Origin of the sequence: Streptomyces sp. NPDC101234 (assembly GCF_044767525.1) — a bacterium.
GTDB classification, from domain to species: domain Bacteria; phylum Actinomycetota; class Actinomycetes; order Streptomycetales; family Streptomycetaceae; genus Streptomyces; species Streptomyces sasae.
Genome location: NZ_JBIWOA010000025.1, coordinates 56990 through 75257, shown reverse-complemented (window position 1 = coordinate 75257; position 18268 = coordinate 56990). Strand labels below are relative to the sequence as shown.

Sequence of the window (18268 nt, the reverse complement as noted above, 5' to 3'; positions counted from 1 at the left end):
GGTCACTCCCGCTTGGCGACGGTCACGGCGGCCGGCCGCAGCTGCCGCTCGCCGTCCCCGTAGCCGGGGCGCAGCACCTCGACGACCGTGCCCGGTGGGGCGTCGGGGTCCTGGACGACGCCGACCACCTCGTGCCGGGCCGGGTCGAAGGCGACGCCGGTCTCCGCGTGCCGCGGGTAGCCGAGCAGTTCGAGGACGTTCACCGCCTGGTCACGTACGGCCCGGATGCCCTCCACGATCGCGCCCTGATCGGCGCCGGCATGAGTCAGGGCGAGTTCGAGGTTGTCGAGGACGGGCAGGAAGGCGGACGCTGTGCGGGACCGCTCGACCGCCCGTTCGCGCTCCAGTTCCCTGGCGTGACGCTTGCGAAGGTTGTCGAGGTCGGCGAGTGCGCGCCGCCAGCGGTCCTCCAGTTCCTGGATCGCGGTCGTGTACTCGTCCTCGGCAGTCGCGGGGCCGGCGGCGTCGGGTCCCGGTTCGCCGTTCGCCGCTACCGGCCGGGGCGAGTCCGGTTGGGGCAGATCCCCGCGAGGAGGGCTTCCGGTGCCGTCCGAGACCGGTTCGACCGGATCCGACGCGGCCCGGCCGGGTTCCTGGGGGTAGGTGGGCATGGCGCGCCTCAGCCCTTGTCGAACTCGGCGTCGATGACATCATCGTCACCGCCACCGCCACTCGTGGGACCACCGGTGGCGGCGTCCTGGCCGGGCCCGCCATCCGCGGTGGCGGCGCCCTGATGGGCCGCCAGCCCGGCGAGCACCTGCTGGAGTTCGGAGGTCAGAGGCCGCACGCGCTCCACGCCCGCCTCCTCCTTGACCGCCGCCCGGGCGTCGGACACGAGCATCTCGGCGCGTGCCTTCTCGTGCGCCGGCGCCGCGTCGCCCAGTTCGGCGAGGCGCTTCTCGACCTGGTACGCGACGGCGTCGAGTTCGTTGCGGGCGTCGACGGCCTCGCGGAGTGCATGGTCCTGGCCCTGGTTGCGCTCGGCCTCCTGGACCATGCGTTCGACCTCACTGCGGTCCAGGTTGGAGCTCTCGCTGATGGTGATGCCCTGTTCCTTGCCGGTGTCCCGGTCGCGGGCCTTGACGTTGAGGATGCCGTTGGCGTCGATGTCGAAGGTGACCTCGACCTGGGGTTCGCCCCGGGGCGCCGGCCGGATGTCGGTGAGCTGGAACCGGCCCAGCGCGCGGTTGTCGGCGGCCCGCTCGCGCTCGCCCTGGAGGACCACCACATCGACGGCCGGCTGGTTGTCCTCGGCGGTGGAGAAGGTCTCGGCGCGGCGCACGGGGATGGTGGTGTTCCGCTCGACGATCTTCGTCATCACTCCGCCGCGCGTCTCCACGCCCAGCGACAAGGGTGTGACGTCGAGCAGCAGGACGTCCTTGACCTCGCCCTTGAGCACCCCGGCCTGGATCGCGGCGCCCAGGGCCACGACCTCGTCGGGGTTGACGCTCATGTTGGGTTCCTTGCCGCCGGTCAGTCGGCGGACCAGAGACTGGACCGCCGGGATACGCGTGGAACCGCCGACGAGGATGACCTCGTCGATGTCGCTCTCGCCGACCTTGGCGTCGGCCATCGCCTGCTGGACCGGTTCCAGGCAGCGCTCCACCAGGTCGCCGGTGATCTGCTCGAACGTGGACCGCATGATCGAGTCGGTGAGGTGCTTGGGGCCCGAGGCGTCGGCGGTGATGAACGGCAGGCTGACCTGCGTCTGCGTCACCGAACTGAGCTCGGTCTTGGCCTTCTCCGCCGCCTCGAACAGTCGTTGCAGCGCCTGCGGGTCCTTGCGCAGGTCGATGCCGTTCGCCTTCTGGAAGTCGTCCGCGAGGTAATCCACCAGACGCCGGTCGAAGTCGTCGCCGCCCAGGTGGCTGTCGCCGGCGGTGGAGCGCACCTCCACCACGCCGTCGCCGACGTCGAGGATGCTCACGTCGAAGGTGCCGCCGCCCAGGTCGAAGACGAGGACGGTCTCGTGCTGCTTCTTGTCCATGCCGTACGCGAGGGCGGCCGCCGTCGGCTCGTTGATGATCCGCAGCACCTCCAGTCCCGCGATCCGTCCGGCGTCCTTGGTGGCGGTGCGCTGAGCGTCGTTGAAGTAGGCGGGCACCGTGATGACCGCCTCCGTGACCCGTTCCCCCAGTTGCTTGGAGGCGTCGTCGGCGAGTTTGCGCAGCACCTGTGCGCTGATCTCCTCAGGCGCGTAGAGCTTGTCGCGCACCTTGAAGCGAGCCGCCCCGCCGTCGCCCTCGACGACGTCGTACGCGACCGCCCTGGCCTCCTCGGAGATCTCGTCGAAGTGCCGGCCGATGAACCGCTTGGCCGAGTAGATGGTGCCCTTCGGGTTGAGGATCGCCTGGCGCCGGGCCAGTTGGCCCACCAGACGTTCCCCGGTGTCGGTGAAGGCCACCACGGACGGTGTCGTGCGGTTGCCCTCGCTGTTGGGCACGACGGACGGCTCGCCGCCCTCCCACACGGCGATCACCGAGTTGGTGGTGCCCAGGTCGATGCCCACTGCCTTGGCCATGAGGAACTCCTCCCGGTGCGGCGCCTGCGTCGACTCTCCGGATCACGTTCGTTCAAGTAGGGGTGGCACCTCCGCCCACCGGTGCGCACGGAGGGTCTCGAGCACTCCCCAGGGTGCGGAACCGGGTGGCTCCACGCCTGCGCCTGGCGGGTCAGGAGTGCACGGACCCGGTCGCCCCACGAGTACGAGAGAAAGAATCCGGACATCTCGGATAAGTCACCCCGGAGCGGGTACGCGAAATACCACTCGCCTCCCTGAAGGCTCGGGGAGAACGGAGTGATCCCATGGCCGGCAGTCGGACGCACAGCCTGTACCACCGCTGCCCCGACCGGGTGGGCGGCCTTTCGCGGGGCAGCGCCCGAGGGCACTCGACTGCCGCGCGCAGACAGCCCCGCCCCCGCCCCCGCCCACGCGCTCGCACTCCGGCCGACCACGGCCCCCGCGACCTGATGGTGCTCTCCGGCACCCTGTTCGACACCCCGGACGAAGACGAGATCCTGCGCCTGGCTATGGACTACATAACCGCCGCGGGGCCATACCGCGCCGAGGCCGGATACCTCAAGATGGACGCCGACCTGGTCCCCAGCCCGAGGAACGGGCAGCCGCACGCTCTGGCCGTGGGCCGGAGGGTGCGGGAGCTGGCCGGGCAGGACGGCCCTTTGACCGTACCCGGCAGGCCCTGGGGCAGGGCCCTGGGGCTACGCGGACTCGGGAGACTCCACGGCTACCTCGTGGTGACATCCCGCTCCCAGCCCACCGAGCCCGAGCGATTCCTGCTCGCCACGCTCGTCCGGCACACCGCTGCCGCACTGTCAGTCGCCTTCGTGCATCGCCGCCTACGCGAGGACGCGCTGGAGCTGCACCGGCTGAGAGACGAACGCACAGCCCTCCAGCGGCAGCTGATCTCCGTCCTTGCCGAGCTGGGATACCAGCGAGCCGTTCAGGGACTCATGGCCGACGTCGCTGCCTCGAGCGGCGGCGAGGAAGCCATCACCCGCGCACTGCACAGGCTCACCGGACTCCCCGCGCTGGTCGAGGACCGCTTCGGTCGGCTGAGGTCCTGGACCGGCCCCAGCCGCCCCGACCCCTATCCCGAACCGGACCCCGTGCGCCAGGACGAAATGCTGCACGCCGTCGCCCGTCAGGCCGGACCGGTGCGGATAAAGGACCGGCTGATCACCCTGGTCCGCCCGCACGGCGAGATCCTGGGCGTCCTGGCCCTGGTCGATGCCCGGGGCGAGGCCGACGAGCACACCGTGCTCGCGCTGGAACACGCCGCCGCGTTGCTCGCCCCGGAGCTGACGCATCTGCGCAATCTGGCCGAAGTGGAGCTGAGGCTGCACCGCGAGCTGGTCGACGACCTCCTGACGGGGACGGACGAGGCGAGCGCCTACGCCCGGTCCGAGGCAGTCGGACACGACCTGCACCGAAGCCACTACATCGTCGTGGTGCAGTGGCCGAACCGGACTGCGGACGACTCCTTCGCGCAGACCGTGGGACGGGCGGCCTCTGCCGTGGGCATGCGCTCGCTGCTGACCCGACGTTCCGACCACGTGGTCCTGGTCGCCGACGACAGGCCGCACGCCCGCGCGTTGTATGAGACGCTCGCCCGGGAGACCGGGACACGGTCCGGGACGATCGGGGTGAGCGCCCCCTGCGACTCCCTGACCGACATCCCCCACCACTACCAGGAGGCGCAGCGTGCCCTGGAAGTGCGCCGCCACTCCCGCGAGCACTACGGCACGACGTTCTTCGACGAACTCGGCCTCTACCGCATCCTGGGACCCGGCAACGATTACCAGGAACTGGAGACGTTCGTCCACGAGTGGCTCGGGCAGCTCATCGACTACGACTCCCGGCACCAAACGGCCATGGTGGAGACCCTCTCCCGGTACTTCGACTGCGGCGGCAACTACGACGAGACCGCGGAATCCCTCGCGATCCACCGCAGCACGCTGCGCTATCGTCTCCAGCGCATCCGCGACATCAGCGGCAACGACCTCGCGAACGTCGAGGACCGGCTGAACCTCCAGGTGGCGACCCGAGTGTGGAAGATCGTGCTGGGCGGCCCCGGCTGATGCCTCGCTGGTGCTTTCGTGTGATCGCCGTGAGCAGCAGTTGGGCCTGCTGCTCCGTCACAGAGCTGAAGTTGCTGGGTGGGTGGCCGTTCTTCGGTTGATCCAGGGAGGGCGCGTCGCGCCAGAAGACGGGCGCCTTGGTTCATCACCGCCATCGCGACGATCGGCGGGGGCTTTCGGCACCAGCCTCGACGGGGCCGAGAAGGTGTCCGACGCCGCCTGTGGACGACGGCGCCTGAGCGTCAGCGGATGCTGCGGCAGATGTCGCGGCCGGAGCCTACGCAGGGGGCCGGACACCACCGCCGGGAGACGCCCGGGCGTCACAGGGCGATGACGTGGAGGTCGACCAGGTCGAGCAGCGCTCGCAGGGCCGAGCTGGGCCGCCGGGCCGACGACGTGCCGAGATGCATGCTCCAGCGGAGCGTGGTGCCGTGGACGTCCAGGACGTCCAGGACGTGCAGGCCGGGAGTGCGGGCAACGGCGAAGGCGGGCAGGAAGGCGATGCCCAGACCGTGCCGGACCAGTGCCGCCCCCATGTCGATGTCGGGCACTTCCAGGGCCACCCGGCGTGCGACGCCCGCCACCGCGAACGCCCGGTCGACCACCTCGCGGTTGCCGTAGCCCGGCGGGAAGTCGACGAATGGCTCGCCCGCGAGGTCCGCAAGTGCCGCCTCCCCCCGCTGCGCGAGCGGATGGGCGGCGCTCACCACCAGGAGGAGCGGCACGGTGGCCAGCTCCCGTGCGTCGATCCCGGCGGGTTTGTGCTCGGGCAGCGACAGGAAGGCCACGTCCAGGTCCCCGCTGAGCAACGCGTGCGCCAGTCCCGCCGATCCGGTCGTCGCCAGCCGCAGCCGGACGTCGATCGCCGGATGCCGCGCGTGCAGCTGCCCGAGGAGCGCAGGCAGGTCCACCACCTCGACCGAGGCCATGGCGCCCACGTTCACCGTGCCGCGCAGCGTGTCCTGTGCCTCGCGCACGACGTCCTGCGCCGCCTGGGCGGCGTGCAGGGTGGCCCGCGCCTCCGGCAGCAGCGCCGCGCCCGCCCCGGTGAGCCGGACCTGCTGCGATGTGCGCTCGAACAGCGCGCAGCCGAGCTCGCGCTCCAGGGAGCGGATCGCGGCGGACACGCCCGACTGCACCATGTGCAGCCGACGTGCGGCACGCGTGAAACTGAGCTCCTCGGCGACGGCGATGAAGTGCTCCAGCTGACGTAGCTCCACACGAGAAGTATCTCTCTCATTGCTCGAGCCCAGCAGAAACATTCGTTGGCTTTGATCCAGGCTGGTGAGGAGGATGGAAAGCACCATCCGATTCCGCCCGAGGAGGGGTATCCCTGCCTGCCGTTCCCAAGCCGCTGAGCCGTCCCACAGCTGGCACTCCCGGCGACCCGACCCACCGGATCCCAGCACCCGCTCCCGCCGACCTGCCGCCCCGCGCCCCCGCCCGGCGCCGTGCCTCGCACACGACCGGCTTCTGGTTCGTGGCGGTGGCCTTCACCGTGCTGATGGCCTTCGGCACCGCGCCGACCCCGCTGTGGCCGCTGTACGAGGCGCGGGACAACTTCGGCGTGACCACGGTCACGGTCGCGTACGCCTCGATGGTCGTGGGCGCGGCGGCCGCCTTCCTCGGACTGGGACACCTGTCGGACCGGTTCGGCCGGCGGCGCATCATCGTCCCGGCGCTGCTGGTCGGCATCGTCGCGTCGGTCGTACTGATCGCGTGGCGGGACCTGCCGGGGCTGATCGTGGGCAGGATCCTGAACGGCGTCGGGCTGGGGCTGATGGCCTCGACCGCGACGACGTACCTGCACGACCTCCACCACGAGGCCCGTCCGGAACGGACGGGTTCGGTGCTGCCCGGCATCGTGGCCACCGCCGCCAACCTCGGCGGCCTGGCCTCAGGCCCCCTGGTCGCCGGAGCCGCCGCCGAGTGGCTTCCCATGCCCCTGATCACCACCCAGGCGATCTTCACGCTCGCCATGGCGGTGTGCCTGGTGCTGGTGCTGTCCACCCCGGAGACCGTGGACCTGGAGCTGCCCGCGGCCGAACCGCCCAGCAGGTTCGTCCTGCGCCCCGGCGGCCGGCGGGCTTTCGGCGCGGCCGGCGCGCTGGGCGCCTTCGCCTTCGCGATCCTCGGCCTGATCTCCTCCCTCGGGGCGAGCGTGCTCCACGGCACCCTGCACACCGACTCACACCTCCTGGTAGGCCTGGCGGCCTTCCTCATGTTCGGTTCCGCGGCGGCCGCCCAGCTGGTGCTGGGCCGCCTCCCACTGCCCCGGGTCCTGACCGTGGGAGCAGTGGTCTTCCCGCTCGGCCTGGTCCTGTGCGCCGTCGCCCTCTACCACCCGGCGCTCTGGCTCTACCTGGTCGCCGTGTCCCTGTCGGGAGCCGGCTCCGGGCTGCTGTTCAAGGGAGGCGTCGAACGTGCCGTTTCGGTGGCCGAGCCCGCCTCACGCGCGGGGGTCCTCGCCGTCTTCTTCGTCGTCGCGTACCTCGGAATGGGCCTGCCCTCCGTCCTGTTCAGCATCGCCTTGCGGCACTTCGCCGTGCAGACCGCGATGATCGGCTTCGCGGCGGTCCTCTCCTGCGGCGCCGTCGTGTCGGTCGCCGTCGCGTTGCGCGATCGCGCACCCGGTCCCGGCACGCGCTCGGCGCAGTCCGCTCGTCCCTCCTGACCTCCCTGCGGCGCATGCGGCACCGGTTGTCTGGGAGGCGCGGACCTGGGCACTCGGTGCGGGCGCGCGTGACACGGATCCACGGCGGGCGGGAGGCCCGAGATGTCTACGGAATCGGCCAGAACGATCGCGCTCCCCTCCGGTGAGGAGATCGCGGCGCTCGGACAGGGCACCTGGTACCTGGGCGAGGATCCGGCCCGGCGTGAACAGGAGATCGCCGCGCTGCGGCTGGGCGTGGACCTGGGCATGACCGTCGTCGACACGGCGGAGATGTACGGCGACGGCGCAGCCGAGGAGCTCGTCGGGGAGGCCCTCCGGGGACGCCGGGAGGAGGTCTTCCTCGTCAGCAAGGTGCTGCCCGGCCACGCCGACCGGAAGGGCACCGTCGCCGCCTGCGAGGGCAGTCTGCGGCGGCTCCGTGCGGAACGGCTGGACCTCTACCTGCTGCACTGGCGGGGACGGTGGCCACTCGAGGAGACCCTTGCGGGATTCACCGACCTGATGGAGGCGGGGAAGATCCGTTACTGGGGCGTGAGCAACCTGGACGTCGCCGACATGGTCGAGCTGACCGCCTTCCCCGGCGGCGACGCCGTGGCCGTCGACCAGGTGCTGTACAACCTCTCCCGGCGCGGCATCGAGTGGGATCTGCTCCCGTGGTGCCGCGAGGCCGGGGTGACGGTCATGTCCTACTCCCCGATCGAGCAGGGGCGGCTGATGATGGTGGAGGCTTTGGGCGCCGTGGCCCGGGCCCTCGGAGCTACGCCGGCCCAGGTGGCACTCGCCTGGGTGCTGGCACAGGGGGTGACCGCGATCCCGCGTTCCGGATCACCCGACCACGTTCGGGAGAACCGCGGCGCGTTGGACCTCCACCTTCCCACCGAGGCGCTCGACGCTCTCGACGAGGCGTTCCCGCCGCCCAGCGGGCCCACGCCCCTGGAGATGCTCTGAGAGGGGTGCCCCCATACAGTCCCGCTTCCCCGAGCTGGTCGTCTCGTCCGGTCAGCAATTCTCGTTCACGGCGTTGCAACGGCGTGCAAGCCGTCCTGCGGACGGACGGCTGGCCGTACGGCTGGCCAAGGGATGCCTGCGCACTTCATGCTGCTCTGCCAGGGGAAGAGGGGGTGGCCTTTTTCGGCCTGGGGTGCGGAGGCGCTCAGCAGGGGGCTCTGCGAATCTCGACCGGGTAACAGCCGATGGCGGCGCGGGCGCGAGGGAACGACGCCGTCCGTTCCCCGTGAGGAGGCGAGAGGCATGACCGTGATGGGTGTGTCGAAGTTCGAGAGGTTCTTCCGCGCCGCCGCGAGCCTCGACGTGGACAGGAACGACCTCAAGCGGTACGGCGACTTCGTCGACGCCAAGCTCTACGACCTTCTGGTCGTAGGCCAGGCGTCGGCCAAGGCCAACGGCAGGGATACCGTCGAACCGTGGGACCTACCGATCACCAAGGGCCTCCAGGAGAGCATCCACCGGTTCCGGCGGCTCGACGAGGAGGTCGAGCTGAAGCCGATCCTGGAACAGCTCGCCGCGCGCCCTCCCCTCGACAGGACACCCACCCAGGAGGCCGAAGACCGCTTCCCCGAGATCATCGGCGGTCTCAGCGTGGCCCTTGCCGAGACGTTCAAAATCATGTATCCGGATGTCAAGAATCCCCAGACCAATCACTGGGAGGGCGTGACCGCGGTGTTCGACCGGCTGCTGTAGCAGTCGCGCCCCTGTGCATGTCGGCGGACTGAACCGACATGCCGGACGGGGGCGGAAGGTGGAGACCGGGATCCTTCGCCGAGGCTCAGGGCGCGCCGCACGTGCTCGGGGATGCGCGATCGCGGTTTCAGCGCGGCTGGTCGCCCGGCCAGGAAAATCACACCCCTCGCCTTCACGTAACGGCCCCTGACTCGGAAGGTTTCGAGGGTCCGTCTCGTCCCGCGATGCTCTGACCCGAGGGAAAGTCGGGGCGCCTTCGGCCGGGCCTGGCAGTCGCCGGTCCGGAAAGAGGGGTGCGGACAGCGACTCGTGAAGGGAGCCGAACCATGACACAGGAACTCCAGGGGATGCGGGTGGGGATTCTGGCCACCGACGGCGTCGAGCGCGTGGAACTCGACCAGCCGCGCGGTGCGCTGCAGGGCGCAGGGGCGAAGACCGAGATCGTCTCGCTCCACCCCGGCGAGATCCAAGCCCGCCAGTTCGACCTCAACGCGGCCGGAACCTTCCCCGTGGACCGCCTGGTCGCCGATGCCTCCGTCGACGACTACCACGCGCTGCTCCTGCCCGGCGGTACCATGAACCCCGACCAGCTGCGCATGGACCGCGACGCGGTGCGGTTCGTCAAGGACTTCATGGCCAGCGGGAAACCGGTCGCATCGATCTGCCACGGCCCGTGGACCCTAGCGGAAGCCGACGCCGTGCGCGGCCGCCGTCTGACGTCCTGGCCCAGCATCCGCACCGACCTGCGCAACGCCGGCGCGGAGGTCGTCGACCAGGAGGTGGTCGTCGACGGGCAGCTGGTCACCAGCCGCAGCCCGGCCGACCTGCCCGCCTTCTGCGCCGCCATTGTGGAACAGTTCGCCCGGGCACACCACCCCGTGCCCGGCTGACCCGGCGGAATGGGCCCGGACGGGACACCTCGCGAGCAATGTCCGCCACAAACTGGAATGCAGCATGGCGTCGCGCGCGACCCTGCGCCCCGAACCCGGCTGACGTGCTCAGCCCTTCGCGTCGTCGTCAGGAGCGAGCGAGCCGGGCCGCGAGATAGGGCGCGGTGGCGCTGCGGCGGGCCCTCGCCACCTTGGCCGGCGGCCCGGCCGCGACCACCCGCCCGCCCGCGTCGCCGCCTCCCGGCCCGAGGTCGATGACCCAGTCGGCGGTGGCGATCGTGTCCAGGTCGTGCTCGACGAGGACGACCGTGTTGCCGGCGTCGACGAGCCGGTGCAGCTGTCGCAGCAGCAGCGCGATGTCCGAGGGGTGCAGCCCCGCCGTCGGCTCGTCGAGCAGGTAGAGCGCGTGCCCGCGGCGGGCTCGCTGCAGTTCGGTGGCCAGTTTTTGATGCGTTGCGCCTCACCCCCGCTGAGTTCCGTCGCGGGCTGGCCCAGCCGCAGGTACCCGAGTCCCACCTCGCGCAACGTCTCCAGACTGCGGGAGGCCGCCGGGACGGCGGACAGGAACTCGGCGGCGGCGTCGACGGACAGCGCCAGCACGTCCGCGATGTTCTTGCCGCGGTAGGTGACTTCCAGCGTTTCGGCGTTGTACCGGGCGCCCTGGCAGGTCGGGCACGGCGCGTAGGTGCCGGGCAGGAACAGCAGTTCCACCGCGACGAATCCCTCCCCCTGACAGGTCTCGCACCGCCCCTCGGGCACGTTGAAGGAGAACCGCCCGGCCGAGTAGCCGCGTGCCCGGGCCTCGTCCGTCGCCGCGTACAGCTTGCGCACCGCGTCGAACATCCCCGTATACGTGGCCAGGTTGGACCGGGGAGTTCGGCCGATGGGCCGTTGGTCGACCCGGACCAGCCGGTCGAACGACTCGACCCCCGAGGCGTCCTGGACGTCGACCTCCAGCTGCGCCTCGTCCGGCTCCTCGGGTACGAGTCCGAGGTGGCCGCGGACGACCTCGGCGAGCACCTGCGTCACCAGCGTCGACTTCCCGGAACCGGACACGCCCGTGACCGCCGTCAGTACACAGAGTGGTACGTCGACGGACACGTCGTGCAGATTGTGGCGGGAGACGCCGCGCAGGTGCAGCCAGCCGTGCGGTGTGCGCGGGCGGTGATCGAGCGGCTGGGCGCGCCCGAACAGGTACTGGCTCGTGGCCGACTCCCCGACCCGCTCGAGACCGGCGACCGGGCCGCTGTACAGTACGCGTCCGCCGCCCTCGCCCGCACCGGGGCCGATGTCGACCACCCAGTCCGCCCGCCGTACGACGTCCATGTCGTGCTCCACGACGAACAGCGAGTTGCCCGCCGCCTTGAGGCGGTCCAGCACCTCCAGCAGCGGTTCCGCGTCAGCCGGGTGCAGGCCCGCGGAGGGTTCGTCGAGGACGTAGACGACGCCGAACAGCCCCGAGCGCAGCTGGGTGGCGATCCGCAGACGCTGCGCCTCGCCCGGCGACAGGGTCGTCGAGCGGCGCCCGAGGCTGAGATATCCGAGGCCCAGGTCGAGCAGTACGTCGATCCGCGCGACCAGATCGCCGCAGATCCGGACCGCGACCTCGGTGGTCTCCCCGGATCGGGCGGTCGAGGTGGTGGCGTCGGCCTCGGACCGCCCCGCGACGGGCCGCAGCAGCGCCACGACCTCGGTGAGCGGCATCGCGTTGATCTCGGCGATGGAACGTCCGGCGAAGGTCACGGCGAGCGCCTCGGGCCGCAGTCCGCTGCCGTGACAGGCGGGGCAGGGCACACTCCTGACGAACCGGAGCGCCCGTTCGCGCATCTTCTCGCTCTTGGAGTCGGCGAGGACGTGCATGACGTGCTTGCGGGCGCTCCAGAACGTGCCCTGGTAGCCGTAGTCGACGCGGTCCTCCTCCGGCTCGATGTACACGGAGGGCTGCTCGTCCGTGTACAGCAGCCAGTCCCGGTCCTTCTTCCTGAGCCTGCGCCACGGCCGGTCGGTGTCGATCCCCAGGCCGCTCACGACACTGCGCAGGTTGGCGCCCTGCCAGGCGCCCGGCCACGCGGCGATCGCCCCCTCGCGGATACTCAGCGAGGGGTCCGGGACGAGCAGGTCCTCGGCGACGTCGTGCACGACGCCCAGCCCGTGGCACTCCGGGCAGGCGCCGGCCGCGGTGTTGGGTGAGAACGACTCGGCCTCCAGCCGTGCGGCCCGGGGCGGATAGGTGCCGGCGCGGGAGTACAGCATGCGCAGCAGATTGGACAGCGTGGTGAGGGTGCCGACCGTCGAGCGCGAGCTGGGCGACCCGCGTCGCTGCTGCAGGGCCACGGCCGGTGGCAGTCCCGTGATTTCCTGCACGTGCGGTGCGCCGACCTGTTGCAACAGCCTCCGGGCGTACGGTGCCACTGACTCGAAGTAGCGCCGCTGGGCCTCCGCGTAGAGCGTACCGAAAGCGAGCGAGGACTTGCCCGAACCGGAGACGCCGGTGAAGGCGACCATCGCGTCCCGCGGAACGTCGACATCGATGTTCCGCAGGTTGTTCTCACTGGCGCCCCGGACATGCACGAAGGGGTCGGTCGCGTCCTTGTCCACCGTTCCTGATTACCTGATCGCGCCGGGAACCGCGCGATCAGGCGCCGTCACCGGGCCCCGCTCACACGAGCATCCGGAGAATCCCGGTATGAGCCACTTCCAGGGAACATTCGAGGGTGCTTCACCGTTGACGCATACGTGGGCGTGAAGGGAACTGTGTCCCCGGGCCTCACCCTTTGCCCATGAGGACGATCGTTCGGCTGAAGCCTTATGGAGCCCCCGCCGCGAGGCGACCGCCCTTCGTGCCCACTCTCGATCGGCCCCGGCTGGGGATCCCCCCGAACCAGTCGGGGCCTTCGTCTGCCCCTTGCCGGCGCCCTTCGGCGAACGCCATGGTTCGCCTCCCGGTGGCGCACTCGCCCCGGCGGCTCACCCCCAGGTCGCAGCCCGCCGCCCCCGGCCGATGCCGTCACTATCGTTCCCGCGTCCAAAACCGCCTCGACCAGGCGAAAGCCCAAGGCCACGACCTACATTGAGGCTAGCCGCTTCGTTCGGATCATCGCATCGCTGGTCCGGGCGCGCCGTTGACCGATGCGCCGTGGGCGCGGACCGAGCCGTCACTCCTGGCCGGACACCGAAGCGGGGTGGCTGGTGGCGCGGCGTGCGGTGCCGACCGGGGTGGCGCGGAGCGGATGTTCGCGGTGGCGCACGCAACCGTTCCGCCACCTGCCGGCAGGGGCCAGCGTGTCACGCGACGTCGGCGGTACCTCGGGGCATCCTGTGGCACGGGCGATCGCGGGGCAGCAGACGAGAAGGAGTCATGCGGGTGTCGTCCCAGGACGTTACGGTCGTGGCTCTCCTGGCGGATCCCGACGCGCCCACGGAGATCGCGCAGCGGATGGCCCGGATACTTCCCTCTCGGCTCGCCGACAAGTCAGGCCAGGGCCGACGGTTCGTCGTCGAGGTGGTCAGTGAGCCCTTCACCTCAGGGACCGAGGATCCGCCCACCTTGATGCGCCCGATCATGGACCGCGGAAGAGCGGAGAGGTGGGACATCGTCGTGGCCCTCACCGACCTTGGCTGAGGGGCCTCCGCAGGGTCAGCCGCTACTGGAGCCCTTCGTCAGTCGTCTCGCGCCTATTCACCCGGGCCCGGTCGGTGAGGAGGAGACCGCTGATCTTCGGTATGTCGTCAGCGGGCCGCGCGGTTACCTGAGGGTGCTCGTCGGTATGGTCCGTGCCAACCGGCCGTGGCGGTTGGTGCCGGGTCTGTCGAAAGCCCTGGCGGCCGCACTGGCCACGGGAGCGGTCGCCACCGTGAACTCCACCATCTGGAACCTGGCCGAGTCCCTGAGCACGCCACGTCTCGTGATCGCCACGGTCGGGTCCGTCGCGCTCATGATCGGCTGGCTGATCGTGGACGCGAAGCTGTGGCATCGATCAGCAGAGGTCTCGCGGGAGGCGAGGCAGAAGGCGAGGCTCTACAACGCCTCGACGGTCGTGACGGTGGGTATCGGGGTGCTTGTCTGCTACCTGGGTTGATCGTCATCAACTTGGTGTGGGCCCTGTTCATCCTCAACGGCCAAGTCTTCGCCTCCACGACACGAAACCCGCTTCACGCCGCGGAATACTGGACGTTGTCCTGGTTCGTCGCTTCGGTCGCCACGGTGGGTGGCGCGCTGGGAACGGGCCTGGAGAGCGACGAGGCGGTCCGGGCAGCCGCCTACTCCAAACGGGAACAGGAACGCCGCCACATGCTCCAGGACGACGACGGTGACCAGCTGGCGACCTGAGCCAAAGATTCGTCGGTGGTTGGTGATCGGTGGCCGGTGGTGGTCCACGTATGAAGATTTCGCTGATCGATCGGTGCGGGCTGTTTCGCGTCGGGGGCCGACGGGGACCCGGACGGTACGCCGCCTGAGCGCCGAAGCTCTGACGGGCAGGACCGTGGCGGCACCACCGTTCCACCTGAACCGGGTGAACGGCCTACAGCGGCGTGCCGGAGCCATGGACGTCGTCGCACCAACTCCCGGAGTCAGACTCGGTACGCCGTCTCCATCGCACCCGTGCTGCGGTCATGCCGCGGCACCGAAGGAAGCGATCATGAAAGCAGCGGTATACGAAGGCCCGCGAACGGTGACCGTGAAGGACGTACCGGACGCGAAGATAGAACACCCCTGCGACATCATCGTCAAGATCACCACTACCAACATCTGCGGTTCGGACCTGCACATGTACGAGGGCCGCACCTCGTTCGAGTCCGGCCGCACCCTGGGACACGAGAACATGGGCCAGGTCGTGGAGGTCGGCTCGGCCGTCCGCAAGGTCCAGGTCGGCGAGTATGTGGTTCTGCCCTTCAACATCGCCTGCGGCTTCTGCAAGCAGTGCGAGCGGGGTTTGACCAACTACTGCCTGACCATGCAGCCGGAACCGGCCCTCGCCGGAGCCGCCTACGGATTCGCCGACATGGGCCCCTACCAGGGCGGCCAGGCGGAACTGCTGCGCGTGCCCTACGGCGACTTCAACGCGCTGCGTCTGAGTCAGGACGCCGCCGAGCGGCAGACCGACTACGTGATGCTCTCCGACATCTTCCCCACCGGCTATCACGCCACCGAGATGGCCCACGTCAAACCAGGTGACCAGACGATCGTCTTCGGGGCCGGCCCCGTCGGACTGATGGCGGCCTACTCCGCCCTCCTCAAGGGCGCCGGGCGCGTCTGGGTGGCCGACTACCAGCCCGACCGACTGCGCAAGGCGGAGCAGATCGGGGCCATCCCGATCAACACCGCCGAGCAGAAGCCGGCGGAGGTCGTCAAGGAGGCCACCCTCGGTCTGGGCGCCGACAACGGCTGTGAGTGCGTCGGCTATCAGGCGCACGACCCCGAGGGACACGAGGACGCCAGCCTCACGCTCAACGGCCTGATCGACTCGGTCAGGTTCACCGGCGACATCGGCGTGGTGGGCGTGTTCCTGCCCCAGGACCCCGGCGGCGCGGAGGCCCAGGGCGAGCTGGAGGCACAGGGCAAGGTCCCGATCGACTTCGGCATGATGTGGTTCAAGGGCCAGCACATGGGCACCGGGCAGGCGCCGGTGAAGAGGTACAACCGGGCGCTGCGGGATCTGATCGCCGGCGAGAAGGCGAAGCCGAGCTTCGTCGTCTCCCACGAACTCAGCCTGGACGAGGCCCCCACCGCCTACGAGCACTTCGACGCCCGTGACGAGGGCTGGACCAAGGTGGTCCTGCATCCCAACGGACACGGGAACGGCCACAAGCGGTAGGCGACCCGGGCCGCCGTCCCGCCTTTTCCGGCCGGGGCCAGGGGCAGTCGCCCGCGCTCCGGTCGGACCTGATCCAGCGGCGATCGCCCGCGCTCCGGCCCGGTAGGACGGACGGCGGACGCCCAGTGGTGTCCGCAGTGGCTGCACCCCGTCCAGCGGCTGCGGCCTCCGGCATGTTCGCGGGGCGTGCGGGGGCTTCCCTTCCCGACGGCTGTCGCACCTCGACCAGGCCGACGCGACCCCGCAGAGTGTTCCGGCTAGGCTCACACCCGTGACGTGGCTGCGGGCCTTCGGGGAGGTCGTGCGATCCGGGCTCACGATCGAGGAGACGCGGCTGGAGCCCCTGCTCGCGCTGCGCACGGCCGCTGGGGTGGCGATCGTCGTCGGGCCAGCGCTGTGGCTGGTCTCCCCTGCGTATGCCGCGTCCGCCGCCCTCGGTGCCTACTCCGCGGGTGGGGCCACCTTCCAACGCACCTGGCGTCCACGCAAGGTGGTCGCGCTCGGCGCGGGCGCGGGTCTGGCGCTCAGCACCTTCGTGGGCTACCTGGCGGCGGGGCGACTCGTGACGTTCCTCCCTCTGCTGGCCGTATGGGCCTTTGTGGCGGGGATGGCGTGGGCCGTCGGATCCACCGCCGGGATCGTCGCAGGGACGACGGTCGGCAGCATGCTGGTGACCATCACCCTACCCACGAGCGTCGGGCGGGCCCTGGAGCACGCCGGGGTCATCGCGCTCGGGGGCGTGACACAGGCCGTGCTGATCCTGCTGTTCCCGATCCGGCGTTGGGGGGCGCATCGTGACGCGCTTGCCGACGCCCTTGCCGCCGTGGCGGACTACGCCCGCCGGTTGCGGCACGACCCGACCGCCCCGTTCGACCCGGAGCCGCTGATGACGGCCCGGGACGCGGCCGCCGTGACGCCGTCACAGGCCCGCACCCGTCCCCCCGTCCTCCACGGCCCCCGGGGCCTCGCCGAGCGCATTCGGCCGGTCGTCGCCGCGCTCGCCGACCCGGACGTCGGCGCCCCGGCGGAGGGACCCGGGCGGGACCGCGCGCGGGAGCTGCTCGACGCGGCCGCCGACGTCCTGGACGCGGCCGCTCGTTCGATCCGCCGCGGCACTCCCGCCGAAGTGCGGCCCGGGAGCACGGACGTCCTGCGCGTCGACGAGGAGCACGAGGTGCTGGAGGGCCCCGCGCGACAGACCGCCGAGCGGCTCGTGGAACTGCTCGGCGAGGCGTTGGAGATCGCCGGGTGCGGTGGCGCGCGCGGGATGACGCCCATGCCGCCCGGCCCGGCGGGCGCCCAGTTCCTGGTGCGCCCGACCATGTTCCGGCTGGTCCCGGTCGCCGTCCGGGCGGTCCGCCGTGAGCTCCGCCGGGACTCGCCCGTGTTCCGGCACGCCGTCCGCCTGGCGGCGGTGGCCACGCTCGGCTATCTGATCGCCGCCCGGCTGCCCCTGGGCCACGGCTACTGGGCGCCCATCGCCTCGGTGATGGTGATGCGGCCGGACTTCCACCGGACGTACGCCCGTGCGGTGGCCCGTCTCGCCGGGACCCTGGCGGGGGTCGCACTCGCCACCGGGATGGTGCGGGCCCTGGGCCCGGACGCCCATGTATTCGGCGCCCTGGCGGTGGTCTCGGCGGGCCTGTCGTACACGCTGAACCGTACCGGCTACGCCTACTCCCAGTGCTTCACCGCCGCGTACGTCGTCTTCCTGCTCGGCATGGGCGGCCAGGCATGGGAGCAGACGGTCCCGGAGCGGGTGGTGCTCACCCTGCTCGGCGGGGCCCTGGCCATGCTGGCGTACGTGGTGTTCCCCGCATGGGAGACGCCCCGGCTGCCGGGCCGGCTCGCGGACTGGCTCGCCGCCAACGGCCGCTACGCGGCCGCGGTGCTCCGCAACTACGCCGAACCGACCCGGGAGCATCACGCCGACATGCGCAGGGCACTGCTGGCGAGCAGGGAGGCACGTGCCGCCTGGCAGGAGGCATACGACCGGGCGAGGCGGGAACCGGTCCGCCCCAGGGGTCTGACGTCACGCGAGGCGGAGGAGGCGCAGGAGGCGCTCAAGGGTTTCGGCCGGGCGGCGATGCTCATGGAGAGCCACGTCCCGCAGGCTGACAGCCGTCTCGTCCCCGAGGCGGAGCGGCTCGCCGAGGCCCTGGAGGCGGACACCGCGCAGGCGGCAGTCGATGTGCGCGAGCACAGGAATCCGGACTGGGGGCGCGTGGAGGAGGCGCTCCACGCGTGGGAGGACGCCACCGCCGAGGACCGCAGCCAGGTCGGGCGGCGCGAGGCGGAACTGCAGAAGCGGGCCTTGGAAGACCTCGCGACGGCCGTGAGCCGCACCCCCCTGGAACGGGACGTCGGCTCTGCTCGCGAGGAGCAGCGGGTGCGGGCTGCCGTGGCGGCGGAAGGTGACGGATCAGGCACCGCGCACCGGGGCGGGTGACGGCTCCGGCGACGGGGAGCGCCGCGCCTCCTGGCGCGGGAAATAGCCTCCCGGCCGCGTCGAGCGCCGCAACACGTGGGCCGCTGTCGCCCTCACGAGGATCAGACCCGCCAGGATGAGCAGTTCGATGCCCTCGACG

The 18268-nt window shown here is 70.9% G+C and carries 10 protein-coding genes and 2 pseudogenes; 8 read left to right on the top strand and 4 right to left on the bottom strand.

Translation table 11 applies throughout. The features are described 5' to 3' along the window. Positions 1 to 2 precede the first annotated feature (2 nt). Both ACIRR9_RS36735 and dnaK read right to left on the bottom strand, forming a co-directional pair. Positions 3 to 611, bottom strand: coding sequence for a nucleotide exchange factor GrpE (locus tag ACIRR9_RS36735; protein WP_403761107.1), 609 nt, complete (start codon positions 609 to 611; stop codon positions 3 to 5). Positions 612 to 619: 8 nt separating this feature from the next. Further along, positions 620 to 2521: a molecular chaperone DnaK gene (dnaK, locus tag ACIRR9_RS36730; RefSeq protein WP_403761102.1), complete on the bottom strand. Its 1902-nt coding sequence runs from the start codon at positions 2519 to 2521 to the stop codon at positions 620 to 622. Between the two features lie 284 nt (positions 2522 to 2805). On the opposite strand from dnaK, the gene ACIRR9_RS36725 reads away from it, so the two are divergent. Beyond that, a complete protein-coding gene (locus ACIRR9_RS36725) occupies positions 2806 to 4599 on the top strand; it encodes a PucR family transcriptional regulator (RefSeq protein ID WP_403761100.1) in 1794 nt (597 codons plus the stop codon). Positions 4600 to 4919: 320 nt separating this feature from the next. On the opposite strand, the gene ACIRR9_RS36720 is transcribed toward ACIRR9_RS36725, so the two are convergent. Next, positions 4920 to 5819: a LysR family transcriptional regulator gene (locus ACIRR9_RS36720; protein ID WP_403761097.1), complete on the bottom strand. Its 900-nt coding sequence runs from the start codon at positions 5817 to 5819 to the stop codon at positions 4920 to 4922. A 260-nt stretch (positions 5820 to 6079) separates the two neighbouring features. Here ACIRR9_RS36720 and ACIRR9_RS36715 point away from each other — a divergent pair, with 260 nt between their 5' ends. The 4 genes from ACIRR9_RS36715 (at position 6080) to ACIRR9_RS36700 (ending at position 9864) form a co-directional block, all read left to right on the top strand. Beyond that, positions 6080 to 7273, top strand: a complete 1194-nt coding sequence (locus tag ACIRR9_RS36715; RefSeq protein ID WP_403761094.1) for an MFS transporter — start codon at positions 6080 to 6082, stop codon at positions 7271 to 7273. Between the two features lie 102 nt (positions 7274 to 7375). After that, on the top strand, positions 7376 to 8221 hold the full coding sequence (locus ACIRR9_RS36710; protein WP_403761091.1) for an aldo/keto reductase: 846 nt from the start codon (positions 7376 to 7378) through the stop codon (positions 8219 to 8221). Positions 8222 to 8524: 303 nt separating this feature from the next. Then, complete coding sequence (locus ACIRR9_RS36705) at positions 8525 to 8974, top strand: DUF1931 family protein (protein ID WP_403761088.1); 450 nt, start codon at positions 8525 to 8527, stop codon at positions 8972 to 8974. 326 nt (positions 8975 to 9300) lie between these two features. Next, entirely contained in the window at positions 9301 to 9864 is a 564-nt protein-coding gene (locus ACIRR9_RS36700; RefSeq protein WP_403761086.1) for a type 1 glutamine amidotransferase domain-containing protein, read from the top strand. A 127-nt stretch (positions 9865 to 9991) separates the two neighbouring features. On the opposite strand, the pseudogene uvrA reads toward ACIRR9_RS36700, so the two are convergent. Beyond that, positions 9992 to 12462: pseudogene (gene uvrA, locus ACIRR9_RS36695) on the bottom strand (excinuclease ABC subunit UvrA). Positions 12463 to 13222: 760 nt separating this feature from the next. Between uvrA and ACIRR9_RS36690 the strand changes: the two are divergent. From ACIRR9_RS36690 to ACIRR9_RS36680, 3 genes and pseudogenes are all read left to right on the top strand, one after another. Then, positions 13223 to 14194 (top strand): annotated as a pseudogene (locus ACIRR9_RS36690) (hypothetical protein). Positions 14195 to 14504: 310 nt separating this feature from the next. Continuing rightward, on the top strand, positions 14505 to 15680 hold the full coding sequence (locus tag ACIRR9_RS36685; RefSeq protein ID WP_403761083.1) for a glutathione-independent formaldehyde dehydrogenase: 1176 nt from the start codon (positions 14505 to 14507) through the stop codon (positions 15678 to 15680). A 271-nt stretch (positions 15681 to 15951) separates the two neighbouring features. After that, positions 15952 to 18129 carry an FUSC family protein gene (locus ACIRR9_RS36680; RefSeq protein WP_403761080.1) on the top strand — a complete coding sequence of 726 codons (2178 nt, stop codon included), beginning with the start codon at positions 15952 to 15954 and terminating at the stop codon, positions 18127 to 18129. Positions 18130 to 18268 lie beyond the last annotated feature (139 nt).